The sequence below is a fragment of the Streptomyces hydrogenans genome (assembly GCF_014656075.1).
Lineage (GTDB): Bacteria > Actinomycetota > Actinomycetes > Streptomycetales > Streptomycetaceae > Streptomyces > Streptomyces hydrogenans.
Genome location: NZ_BNBS01000043.1, coordinates 1 through 11978, shown reverse-complemented (window position 1 = coordinate 11978; position 11978 = coordinate 1). Strand labels below are relative to the sequence as shown.

General features: G+C 74.5%; 8 protein-coding genes. 4 read left to right on the top strand and 4 right to left on the bottom strand.

What is annotated here, in order from left to right; translation table 11 throughout:
- The first annotated feature begins 30 nt into the window (after positions 1-30).
- Both IE321_RS19470 and IE321_RS19465 read left to right on the top strand, forming a co-directional pair.
- On the top strand, positions 31-528 hold the full coding sequence (locus IE321_RS19470; protein ID WP_030494979.1) for a hypothetical protein: 498 nt from the start codon (positions 31-33) through the stop codon (positions 526-528).
- Positions 529-545: 17 nt separating this feature from the next.
- Complete coding sequence (locus IE321_RS19465) at positions 546-911, top strand: RNA-binding S4 domain-containing protein (RefSeq protein WP_043226943.1); 366 nt, start codon at positions 546-548, stop codon at positions 909-911.
- Between the two features lie 214 nt (positions 912-1125).
- On the opposite strand, the gene IE321_RS19460 is transcribed toward IE321_RS19465, so the two are convergent.
- The 3 genes from IE321_RS19460 to IE321_RS19450 form a co-directional block, all read right to left on the bottom strand.
- A complete protein-coding gene (locus tag IE321_RS19460; protein ID WP_190223873.1) occupies positions 1126-3372 on the bottom strand; it encodes a terpene synthase family protein in 2247 nt (748 codons plus the stop codon).
- A 159-nt stretch (positions 3373-3531) separates the two neighbouring features.
- On the bottom strand, positions 3532-5487 hold the full coding sequence (locus tag IE321_RS19455) for an N-acetylmuramoyl-L-alanine amidase (protein ID WP_229916460.1): 1956 nt from the start codon (positions 5485-5487) through the stop codon (positions 3532-3534).
- Between the two features lie 364 nt (positions 5488-5851).
- The gene (locus tag IE321_RS19450) at positions 5852-6985 is read right to left on the bottom strand and encodes an aminoglycoside phosphotransferase family protein (RefSeq protein WP_190223872.1); all 1134 of its coding nucleotides are present in this window, start codon (positions 6983-6985) and stop codon (positions 5852-5854) included.
- Positions 6986-7221: 236 nt separating this feature from the next.
- Here IE321_RS19450 and IE321_RS19445 point away from each other — a divergent pair, with 236 nt between their 5' ends.
- Entirely contained in the window at positions 7222-8712 is a 1491-nt protein-coding gene (locus tag IE321_RS19445) for a DNA-binding protein NsdB (RefSeq protein WP_043226937.1), read from the top strand.
- A 208-nt stretch (positions 8713-8920) separates the two neighbouring features.
- Here IE321_RS19445 and IE321_RS19440 read toward each other — a convergent pair whose 3' ends face one another.
- The gene (locus tag IE321_RS19440) at positions 8921-10438 is read right to left on the bottom strand and encodes a PP2C family protein-serine/threonine phosphatase (protein ID WP_190223871.1); all 1518 of its coding nucleotides are present in this window, start codon (positions 10436-10438) and stop codon (positions 8921-8923) included.
- Positions 10439-10614: 176 nt separating this feature from the next.
- On the opposite strand from IE321_RS19440, the gene IE321_RS42855 reads away from it, so the two are divergent.
- The coding region (locus tag IE321_RS42855) for a hypothetical protein (protein WP_190223870.1) at positions 10615-11978 on the top strand (1364 nt) is incomplete at its 3' end.

Here is an 11978-nt window from a genome sequence, read left to right as displayed (position 1 = left end):
ACCGCGCGCCCGGGCACGTACCATGGCCGTATGTCCTTCCTCCGCCGCCGCAGTGCCACTCCCGCTGGCCCGGACTTCGACGTCCTCGCCATGGACCCGGGCGACTGGCCCGGCAATCTCGGCGCCGGTCTGCTGCCGGCCCCCGACGGTTCCTGCCAGGGCGTCTTCCTGCGCTACGACCTCTTCGGCGGCCGCGGCCCCGCGATGATCATCGGCAACCTCCCGGAGGGCTCGCCGGCCCGGGAGCTCGCCGAGGGCCAGATCCCCTTCGAGGTCGCCCAGCTCCTCGCCGCCCTCGAGAACGACGAGCCGGTCGAGGTGCTCGACACCGAGGACGTCCCCGTCATGCAGGGCGACAACCTCCTCATCGTGCGCCGTCTCAAGCTCTCCGAGAGCCGTATCTCCTGCGTCCAGTTCGACCGCAGCGACAACGTCCTGGTGACGATCGCCAGTTGGGACCGGCCGATCACCGACGACCTGTACGCGCTGCTCAAGCCGCTGCCCGCCGAGCTGTTCCAGCAGGGCTGAGCGGGAGGCGGGGGCCGATGAGCGCACGCGTCGACGCCTGGATCTGGGCCGTCCGGCTGACCAAGACCCGCTCGCAGGCCGCCGCGGCCTGCCGGGCGGGCCACGTGAAGGTCAACGGCGAGCGGGCCAAACCCGCCCAGTCCGTGAAGCCCGGCGACGAGGTCCGCGTCTACGTGGCGGGCCGCGAGCGGATCGTCGAGGTCAAGGAGCTCCTGACCAAGCGGGTCGGCCCGCCGGCCGCCGCCGAGGCGTACGTGGACAACAGTCCGCCCCCGCCGCCCCGCGAGCACGTCGCCCTCGCCGCCGTCCGCGACCGGGGCGCCGGCCGCCCGACCAAGCGGGAGCGCCGCGAGCTGGACGAGCTGCGCGGCCGCCAGACCTAGGGCCTGTCCGACCATTCCCGCCGGGTCCGGCCCGCCCGGCACGCACGCTCGCCGCACGGCCGAAACGCCCAAGTAGCGCCGCTACGAGGCCGCCCCGGCCGCACGCCGATCGCACGCACCGGACGACCCGGCCTGATCCGACGGGAATGGCCAGACACGCCCTAGACCACGGCCGGAGGGCCGCCCCGCGGTGCCGGGGCGGCCCTTCCGCGTGTCAGGACGGGACGGCCGCGAAGGCGCTCGCGACGCGCGCCGCCGTGGTGCCCAGCCCGTGCGGGACGGTCCAGTCCGGGACCGCGACCGGCTCCGGCACCCCCGCGTCGGACCGGTCGCGCAGCAGCGGGGTGCCGGCGCCCGCGTGGACGTCCCCCGCGCCGTACCGCCGCACGTTCCGGTGCCAGTGCAGGACGCCGGCGAGCCAGTCCTCCAGCTCCCTCAGCCGGGTCTCGAAGGCAGCCCGCCCGGCCTCGTCGAGACCGAAGTGCTCGTACATCAGCGGCACCTCACGCCGCTTCAGCTGCTCGTACTGGCGCAGCCGTCCGTTCATCAGCTCGTGCACCATGCCGACGGCCGTGTCCCGGTCGACGTCGAAGAACTTCTCCAGGACGAGCACGCCGTTGTGCAGCTCGCCCTCCACCTCGACCTCCTTCTGGTAGGAGAAGAGGTCGTTGACGAGCGCGCCGTAGTCCGACACCGCGTTCTCCAGCGCGCGGGCGGTGCCCGAGGCGAACAGCTCCGGCGGCAGGACGCCGTCCTGGCGCAGCCGGCCCATCAGCAGGGTGAGTTCGGACCCGAAGGTGCTGCGGCGCATCTCGACGTAGTCGACCGGGTCGGGCACGCGGTGCTGGGCCTGGTTGTGCAGCTCCCACATCCAGCTCTCCAGCATCGCGTCGAGCGCGGTCCACAGTTCCGTACGGGCGGCCGGGCCCATCGGGCCGGCCGTCCTCGCCCACACGTCGGCGAGCGACCGCTCCAGCGCGTTCCCGGCGAACCGCGGGGCGGAGGCGGGGTCGTCCACCGGCAGGCACGCCTTCAGCCGGGCGGTCTGCGCCCGGGCCCCGGCGAGGTCGCGGGGGCGGCCGAAGACCATCGGGTAGTAGTCGTCGGCGTAGGTGCCCCAGGTCAGCCAGAGGGCGCTGAGCTCCAGTTCCTCCAGCGTGGCGTCGGGGTCGAGACCGGCCGAGCAGAGGGCGAGGTCGAAGCCCTCCATCAACGGCCGGTCCCAGATGCCGTCGAGGAGCCCCATCGCGTCGGCCCAGTCCTCGGAGCGCCGCTTGGCCTCCTGGTGGTGCGGGCTGAGGGAGACCGCGTAGGGGAGGGCGAAGTCGGGGAGGGGGGAGGGGCCGACGGCCCGGTGCGGCGTGTGGGTGAGGCTCCGCAGTCGCGCCTCGCCGGCCCGGCCGCCGAGCAGGCTCCGGACGTCGAGCACGGACATGCCGAGCGCCGGGGCCGCGGCGGGAGCGTCGGCCATGCCCTCGTTCATGTACCGGCTGGAGCGCATGTGCCACTCGTGGCCGCCGGACTGCCAGTCCTGGAGTCCCTTGGTGTACGCGCCGATCGCCGCGATCTCCAGGGGGGTGAGGCCCTCCCGCACGGCCAGCGCGGGCACTTCGGTGAGCGCGGTGTTCTCGAACTGCTGGACCCGTGAGGTCAGCAGGTCGTTGACGGCGTCGGCGGCCTCCTGGGTGGAGCAGCCGAGGAAGTGCTCCAGGACGAGCACGCCGTTGCTGTTCTCGCCCTCGTCCTCGACCTCGCGCTGGTACGAGAAGAGGTCGTTGCGCAGGTGGACGGCGTCGGAGAAGGAGTCGCGCAGCACCCGCAGCGGCCGTGAGCGGGCCACCCGGTCGGGGACCTCGGCCCCGGCGGCGTACTCGACGAGTCCGGCGGACCAGGGCGCGCCGCCGACCTTCCGGCGCATCTCGATGTATTCGAGGGGGTTGGCGATCCGGCCGTCGTTGATGTTGTCGAGCTCCCACAGGGACTCGTTGAGCAGGGCCTCGGTGGCCTCGGCGAAGCGCTGCCGCCAGCCGTCGGACATCGCGGGGACGGTGCGCCGCCACAGGTCGGCGAGGCCGGCCTCCACGGGGTTGACCGGCTCGGGCATCCCGGCGGCGGGGTCGGCCGGCATGAAGTGCGGCAGCCGGTCCAGGTACTCCTTGCTGCCCGCCCGGTCCTGGGTGCGCTTGAAGACCTCCAGGAAGTGGTCGTCGAAGAAGAAGACCCACGTGTACCAGTCGGTGACGAGGTTCAGCGCGTCCTCGTCGCAGTCGGGGTGGGTGTAGGCGCAGAGCAGCGCGTAGTCGTGCGCGTCGAGGTCGGCCGTCTCCCAGACCCCGGATCCCTCCAGCATCCCCATCGCGCGGGCCCAGTCCCGGGTGTGCGTCCGGGCCGCCTCCACATGGGTGTTGAGGCGCGCCGGATACGGGACATAGAAATCCGGCATGACGAAGGGCTGAGGCATGTGCGGGCGGGCCTTTCCGGTGGAGGGGTGGCGTTCCGGCCCAGCCTTACCCCTGCCCCGGGGGGAGAACCCGCGCTCAGGAATAGTCGTATGAGCACAGGAAAGGGTGGCGCCGGAGGGGAACCCCGACGCCACCCCGCACCTTTCGGCCAAGCCCGCTCAGCCCTGGGAAACCCGCACGTCAGCGGCCTTCACAAAGGCGATCCGATGGCCGAACTGGATCTGGTAGTACTCCTCCTGGCCGCGCACGACCCGATGGTTCGTACTGTCGAACACCGGTGCGTAGTAGTACTCGCCGGGCGTCTTGTGCCCCACCACGTACGTCTGCCCCGCGAGCAGCCGGTACGGCAGCGGCGACACCGCCTGCACCGGCACCCCCGCCGGGTACGCCGACGCCTCCGGATAGGCCCGGCCGTAGACCGGCACCTCCGCCAGACCCTCCCGCGGCGTGAGCACCAGCCCCCGCGCCCCCACCGCCGTCGGCTCCGCCGCCGGGTTGTGGAACCACGCCTTCTGCCCCAGGTACCAGATCGCCGTCCAGTCGCCCCGGCGCTCCGCCACCGCGTAGCTCTGCCCCGTCGTCGCCCGCGCGCCCGTGTCGTTGACCCCGGTCGTCGAATCCTGCCCGCCGGGCCGCAGCCCGATGTCCTTCACCAGCGGCGCGTCGGCGCTCGGCGCGGTGTGCAGGCGCACGGCCCCGCTGCCGTGCGGCGCGCACGCCTCCCCGGCCGTCGCGCACCCGGTGTACACCGGCCGGTTCCCGCCGTACTCCGGGCGGATCGTCACCACACCGGCCCGCGGCCCCGCGCTCGGCGTCAGCGGCCGGCCCAGCAGCCGGAAGTAGTGCGCCCAGTCCCAGTACGGCCCCGGGTCGGTGTGCATGCCGCGGATCGACGAGGTCACCGTCCCCGGCACGTTGTCGTGCCCGATCACGTGCTGCCGGTCCAGCGGGATGTCGTACCGCTTCGCCAGGTACCGCACGAGCCGGGCCGAGCTGCGGTACATCGCCTCCGTGTACCAGGAGTCCGGCGCCGTCAGGAAGCCCTCGTGCTCCAGGCCCACCGACTTGGCGTTCACGTACCAGTTCCCCGCGTGCCAGCCGACGTCCTTCAGCGGCAGGTGCTGGGCGACGTGCCCGTCCGAGGAGCGGAGCGAGTACTGCCAGGAGACGTACGTCGGGTCCTGCACCAGCTTCAGGGTGACGTCCCAGGTGGCCTCGGTGTCGTGCACCACGATGTAGTCGATCTTCTGCGAGACCGGCCGGTCCGCCTTGTCGTGGTTGCCGTAGTCGCCGTCGCCGAACTCCTCGTACGGCGCCGGGATCCACTCGCACGCCACCGTCGTCGGGCACTCCACCGGACCGCGCGCCGGCGCGCGCAGCCCGAGCGCCGCCACCTGCCCGGTGTCCGGCGCCACCGCCGGGGCGGCCGGCAGCGCCACCCGCTGCCCGCTGTCCGTGACCCGCGCCTCGCCGGTCCGGACGCCGGCGAAGACGTCGTCGGCGTACGCCGCCGCCGTGGCCGTGTCGTCGGCGCCCGAGTAGCGCGCCACCGCCCCGTACCAGTCGGCCGGGTCCGCGCTCGGCGCCCGCCCGGCCTCCCGCTGGGCCGCCGCGAGCAGCGCCGCGCCGCCCTCGATGTTCGCCGCCGTCGAGCTCCGCAGCTCCTCCGCCGGGATCCCGGAGAGCGACGAGGCCCGCTCCAGGGTCCGCAGCCGAGCGGGCAGCTCCTCCGGCGACGGCGGGTCGACGGCGGCCCCGGCCCCGGTCCGGGCGGGCCGGGAGTCGTCACCGCGCGCGTCCTCGCCGTCCTCCGAGTGGTGCGGCACGGAACGGGCCAGCGCCGTGGCCGTGTCCGTGAGGTGCATCGGACCGTAGCCCCCGGTCACACTGGGCGCGCCGGCGTGCCCGTCCCAGCGCGACTGGAGGTACGAGACGGCGAGCAGCACGCTCTCGGGCACGCCGTGGCGCTCGGCCGCCGCCGCGAACTGGCGCTGGAGCGAGTCCGCCACCGGCACGTCGGCACCGGCCGGCGGGGCGCCCGACAGCAGCGGGAGGAGCAGGGCGGCGGACGCGGCGACGGAGAGCACACGACCTCGGGACGCGGTACGGAGCAAGGCGGCCTCCAGGGACGGGGGGTGACACGGGGGCGTGCGGTACCGAACCCGTACAGGGGTAGCCGCTCCCGGACCATCCGTCAATCACCCCTCCATCGGGGCGAGTTCCCACGTCAGCGCGGTCGTGCGGTCCGAACGGGGCGACTTTCGCGGTGACGGCCCGCCCACCGGCGACGCGTCGGTGGTCTCGACCACTGAGGCCTGCCGCCACCGCTCCCGGCACGCGCCGGAAACCCGCGGGGGACGGTCGCCCGCCACCGGCCCGGAAGGCACCCGCGGGCGCTCCGGACACGGCGAAGCGCCGCACTCCCGGTGTGTCGGCACCGGGTGCGCGGCGCACACCCCCGTCTCGCGGTGGGGACGCTCAGCGCGTCCCCACCGCCGCGCGCACGGCCCGCCGTGCCATGGCGCAGTCGTCGTGCAGCCGCCTCAGCAGCAGCCGCTGTTCCTCCCCGGGAGCGAGTGCCCCCGAGACCACCGGCACCGAACCCGCCGGCGGGGCCTCCTTGATGGTCCGCTGCACGGCCGTCTCGTACGTGCGGATCTCCCGCGTCAGCACGATCATCAGGTTCACCAGGAAGGCGTCACGGGCCGCAGGCCCCTGCTGCTGTGCCATCTGGCTGATCTGGCGGCGCGCCAGCGGCGCGTCACCGAGCACCGCCCACAGCGTCGCCAGGTCGTAGCCGGGCAGGTACCAGCCCGCGTGCTCCCAGTCGACCAGGACGGGACCGGCGGGGGAGAGGAGGATGTTGGAGAGCAGGGCGTCACCGTGACAGAACTGCCCCATGCCCTGCCGCCCGCCCGCGTGGGCCAGGCCGTGCAGGAGCTTCTGCAGGTCGTCGCGGTCCCGGTCGGTGAACAGACCCAGCTCGTGGTAGCGCGCGATCCGCGTGCCGTAGTCGAGCGGCGCGTCGAAGGTCCCGGCCGGCGGCCGCCAGGCGTTCAGCCGGGCGATCGCACCCAGCGCCGCCCGGACGTCGGCCCGCGGCGGGGCCTCCACGGGGTGGCGCGAGAGGGCCGCGGCCCGCCCGGGCATCCGCTCGATCACCAGCGTGCAGTTCTCCGGGTCCGCGGCGATCAGCCGCGGCGCGCGCACCGGCGGGCGGTGGCGTACGAAGGAGCGGTAGGAAGCTATCTCGTGCCGGAACCGCTCGACCCACGCGGGGGAGTGGTCCAGTAAACACTTCGCCACCGCCGTCGTGCGTCCGGTCGTCCCGACGATCAGGACGGACCGGCCGCTGCGCCGCAGCACCTGCACCGGGTTGAACTCCGGGCAGATCCGCTGGACCGCGGCGATGGCGACCTTGAGCTGCGCCCCCTGCGGACCGGAGAGGTCGATCCGGCCGCTGACCTGGGTGCCGAATCCGGTGCCGGTCCCCGCCGCCCAGGACCGCGGACGCGCGGCCCGCGGGGCGGGGGCGAGGTACGGTCCGCCGGCCTGCACCAGGCGGGTCTGCGGCCGGGGCGGGGCGGACACGGCGGACGATGCTGTGTACATGGAGGTGACAGATCCCTTCGTGGTCCGGCGTACTTCGTGCGTCGCCCCCGCCCGCCCCCGGTCCGCACCCTGGGGAAAATGAGGGCCGGTCGACGGGGCGGGGTGGCGCATACCTACCTGACACCCGCGCGCGGGTGGCGGAACATCGAGCGCACCCTGGCGAACCCTGGCGAATAGTCGCCAGCCCTATGACAGCGGGCTACTGTCAACTCAGCCGAGAACCTGGGGGCTTAGACGTGACAGGACAGACCAACACCCGCCTGGCGGACCTCTTCGGCCTCGCCGGCTGGTCCAAGGGCGAACTCGCGAGACTGGTCAACCGGCAGGCGGCGGCCATGGGCCACCCCCAGCTCTCGACCGACACCTCGCGGGTGCGGCGCTGGATCGACAGGGGAGAGACCCCGCGCGATCCCGTACCCCGGGTGCTGGCCGCCCTGTTCACCGAGCGACTCGGTCGTGTCGTGACCATCGAGGACCTCGGGTTCGTACGACGCGGGCGTGCCGGAACGCGGCAGGCCGTCAGGAACAAGGACGAGAACCCTGACGGAATGCCCTGGGCTCCCGACCGTACGGCTGCGGTCCTCACCGAATTCACGGGAATGGACCTCATGCTCAACCGACGCGGCCTGATGGGCGCGGGCATCGCGCTCACCGCCGGCTCCGCACTCAACAGCTCCCTGAACGACTGGCTCAGGACCGAGCCCTCCCGCCCCGCCGCGGCGCCCCGCGCCACCGATCCGTACCACGCCGACCCCGCCGGCTTCGACCGCTACGAGGCCGCCCCCATCGGCTCGGAGGAGATCGAGGCGCTGGAGCAGTCGGTGAAGATCTTCCGCGCCTGGGACGCCTCCCGGGGCGGCGGCCTCCAGCGCAAGGCGGTGGTGGGCCAGCTCAACGAGGTCGGCGGCATGCTCGCCTACCGCCACGCCGACCACCTCCAGCGCCGGCTGTGGGACGTCGCCGCCAACCTGGCCGTCCTGGCCGGCTGGATGTCCCACGACGTGGGCCTCGAACCCACCGCGCAGCGCTACTTCCTCATCGCCGCGCACGCGGCCCGCGAGAGCGGCGACCGGCCGCGCGCCGGCGAGGCGCTCTCCCGCGCCGCCCGTCAGATGGTCCACCTGGGCCGCCCCGACGACGCCCTCGATCTGATGGAGCTCGCCAAGTCCGGTGCGGGAGAGCGGTTGTTGCCGCGCACCCAGGCGATGTTCCACACCATCGAGGCGTGGGCGCAGGCGTCGATGGGACGGGGCCAGGCGATGCGCCGCACCCTGGGCGAGGCCGAGGACCTCTTCGTCTCCGACAAGGCCGACGAGACGCCGAGCTGGATGCAGAGCTTCGACGAGGCCGACATGCACGGCATGCAGGCCCTCGCCTACCGCACGCTCGCCGACCACGACCCGGCGGCGGCGGCCACCGCGCAGCACCACGCGAAGCTCGCCCTGGACCTGCGGCGCGACGGGCACGACCGCTCGAAGCTCTTCGACCACATCTCGATGGCCTCGGCCTGCTTCATTGCCGACGACCCTGAGCAGGCGGACCGCTACGCCCGGCTCGCCCTGATCTCCATGGGCGAGACCTCCTCGCACCGCACCTGGCACCGGCTGCGCGAGATGTACCGGCTCACCGGCCAGTACGCGGGCTACTCGAAGATCGAGGACCTGCGCGCCGAGCTGGAGGTGGAGCTGCCCCGCTCGCCGGAGGCCCCGAGAACGGGTCAGGTCTGAGACGGGGGCACGACCCCGGGAAGCGGCACGCGCACGGACACGAGGACGTACGGGACCGGGCTCCGGCCTGCCCCGCGCGGGATGTCGCGCGCCCTGGGGTCAGCGCGGCCGGGCAGCCCGGAGAACCGACGCGGTCACGCGGACCGACGCCGGCGGGCGGACGCACGCCGCCCGCGGGACGTGCGGCGCCCCGGGAACGCGCACCGGCTCAGGAGCCGACGCGGACGACCATCAGACAGGCGTCGTCCTCGCGTGCCTCCTCGCCGAACTCCTCCAGGACGGACCGCAGGCACTCCTGCGCGTCCCGGGCCTCCGCGAGGCGGGGGGCGAGGGCGATCAGCCGGGCGAGTCCGGTCTCGTCGTCGAGTGCCCCCGCCGCCCGGGTCAGTCCGTCGGTGTGCAGCACGAGCACGTCGCCTGGGAGGAGGCGGGTCTCGGTCTCCTCGTACGCGATCCTCGGCGTCGCCCCGAGGAGCACGCCCTCCGGGCGGCGCAGCTGCCGGCCCGTCCCGCCGCGGAAGAGCAGCGGGGCGGGGTGGCCGGCCTGCGCCCAGGTGAGGGTCTGCGCCACGGGGTCGTAGCGGCAGCACATCGCGCTGCCGAGCGCGGGCTGGCCGGAGCTCTCCAGGAGCTGGTTGAGGTGGCCCATGAGGGCGCCGGGCCGGATGCCGGCGACGGCCATGCCGCGCAGCGCGCCGAGCAGCATCGCCATCGAGGACGTCGCGGCGACGCCGTGGCCCGTCAGGTCGCCGACGGTGAGGAGGGCGTCGCCCGCGGGCAGCGCGAGCGCGTCGTACCAGTCGCCGCCGATCAGGCCGGTGGAGGCGGCCGGGAGGTAGTGGCCGGCGACGTCGAGCGGGGCCGGGCCGTCGTGGGCGAAGCGGAGCGAGCCGCGCCAGGGCGGCAGGACCGCCTCCTGGAGTTCGACGGCGACCCGGCGCTCGGTGCGCTCGACCTGGCGGCTGTGCTCCAGGCGGTCGCGGCTCTCGCGGACGGCCCGTTCGCTGCGGCGCAGTTCGCTGACGTCCCTCAAGACGGCCCACATGGAGGCCGTGCAGCCGTCGGCGTCGAGCACCGGCTCGCCGGTCATGTGCACGGCCCGGACCTTCGCGTCCGTGCGGACGATGCGGAACTCGCCGTCGATCGGCTTCCCGTCGATCAGGCAGTCCGTCACCATCGCCTGGAGCCGCGGCTGGTCCTCGGTGTGGACCACGGTCGGCATCTCGTCGAGCGACATCGGGCCCTGCTCGCGGGAGCGGCCGAAGATCTGGAACAGCTCCTCGGACCAGCTCACCTCGTCGGTCAGCAGGTTCCACTCGGCGCTGCCGACACGGGTGAGGAGGGATCCGGTGCGGACCGGGGCCTCGCCGTAGGCCGCGCCGGCGTCGCTGGTGAACGAACCGTCGAAGAAGGATCCGTCCTCCTCGGGCGCGGCGTCCTCGCGCGCGATGCCCGGGTCCGCGGAGTCCTGCCCGGCGGGGAGGGTCACCGCCGGGGCGCCGTCGCGCAGCTGCCCGAACTGTGCGCGCAGGTCGTCGAGCTGATGCATCGCCAGATCGCAGAGGGCGCGCTGCCAGCGCTGCCGGGGATCGTCCTCGTGGGCGGCGGCGTCCCGGCGGACGGCGTCGACCTCACCGCGCAGGCGACTCGCCTGCGAGATCAGCGCGTCCACCGCACCCGGCTCGGGAGGCTGGGCGGGACGGTCCGCGAACAGAGGGGACGGCATGTCGTACTCCGATACAGGCGCGGCGCGGGCCCGTGTCGGAACGGGCCTGGAGACGACTGTGGCACAGGGTCCGAGTGGCCGTAAGGGATTTGGCAACACTCGATCCGGTGGTGCTTCTGGCATATGCCTGAGGCCCGGCCGTCATCGGCCGCGACACAACGGGTTACGGTGCACGTGTGGTGAGCGACGAGGTGAACGGTACGGCCGGCACGGTGGGTACGGACACGGGGGAGGCGGCGGTGACTTCGGGCCCGGCGAGCGCGGGCGCGCCCGCGGCGGCGGGCACGGCCGTGCTGCTCGCGGCGGCGCCCGCGGGGCGCGGCCGGGCGATGGACGCGGTCTCCGTGCTGCCCTCGCTCGCGGCGGTGCCGCCCGGCGTCCTCACCGGGACGGCGACCGCGACGCTCGTCGAACTCGCCGACCCCGTCGACCCGCAGACCGTCCTCACCCGGCTGCGGGCCGCCGCGCAGAGCCCGGGCCCGCTGGTCCTCTACCTCGCGGGCCAGCTGCACCTGGACCGCCGCCAGCAGTTGCCCCACCTCGCCCTCGCCCGCAGCACCTCGGCGGCCCTCCGCTACACGGCCCTGCCCTGGCACTGGCTCGCGGAGGCGGCGGCGTCCCGCCCGGCCGGGACGACCACGGTGGTCGCGGACCTGGTCGCCGACCCGGAGGCGTGGACCCGCCTGGCCGCCGCCCCGGACCTCCTCCGCCTCGTCCCCGCCCCCACCCTCTACGCCCGGGTCGGCGCGCCCCCGCGCCGCGGCGACCTCGCCGCCCCCGACTACCTCCGCGCCTGGGCCGACCAGTGGCGCGCCGGCGCCCGCCCTTCCTTCGCCGCCCTCCACGCGGAGGCGGCCGCCCGCACCCTGTCCCCCCAGTGCCTGTTCCTGGCGACGGGGGGCGAGACGGCCGTCCCGGCCGTGGCGGAACCTCGGTCTGTGGGCGCGGCGGTGGCGGTGTCGGTGCCGGGGGCGGGTACGGCTCCGGTGCCGGGCCCCACTCCGGCGCCCGTGTCCGGTCCGGTTCCGGTTTCTGCTCCGATCTCGGCTCCGGTGGCGGTTCCCGCGCAGGTGGTCTCCGCTCCTGCGGCGAGTGCTCCTGCTCCTGTACCCGTCATGGCCGTGGCCGTCGACCCGGGCGCGCCTTCCGCCGAGGGTGGGGAACCGGTCCGTACGCCGAGTCCCGCCCCGGTCCCGCTCTCCGAGCCGGCTCCGGCCCCCGCCCCTCAGCCTGCCCCCGTCCCGGACCGGGCCCCCGCACCGGCCGTCCCGGCCCCCGTCGCGGAGAGCGCGGAGCGGCCCGGCGCCACGGCCGTCCCTCCGCTGCCCGCCGGTTTCGCGCCCGCCGAGGACGAAGAGGCCCCCGGAACGATGAAGTTGGCGCCGCCGAAGGCGAAGCGGAAGCTGAAGGACGCGGACGTGGAGGGGAACGTGCAGGCCCCGCCCGTACCGCCGCTGCCGCCCGCCGCCCCGCCCGCGCCGCCGGAGTCCCCGTCGCGGCCGCCCGCGCCGGCCTCGCCTCCCTCCTGTCGGGTGCCGGC

Excerpts from the sequence above, each read along its gene's own strand:
- IE321_RS19470 (WP_030494979.1), top strand. The coding sequence starts at position 31 with ATGTCCTTCCTCCGCCGCCGCAGTGCCACTCCCGCTGGCCCGGACTTC.
- IE321_RS19465 (WP_043226943.1), top strand. The coding sequence starts at position 546 with ATGAGCGCACGCGTCGACGCCTGGATCTGGGCCGTCCGGCTGACCAAG.
- IE321_RS19460 (WP_190223873.1), bottom strand. The coding sequence starts at position 3,372 with ATGCCTCAGCCCTTCGTCATGCCGGATTTCTATGTCCCGTATCCGGCG.
- IE321_RS19450 (WP_190223872.1), bottom strand. The coding sequence starts at position 6,985 with ATGTACACAGCATCGTCCGCCGTGTCCGCCCCGCCCCGGCCGCAGACC.
- IE321_RS19440 (WP_190223871.1), bottom strand. The coding sequence starts at position 10,438 with ATGCCGTCCCCTCTGTTCGCGGACCGTCCCGCCCAGCCTCCCGAGCCG.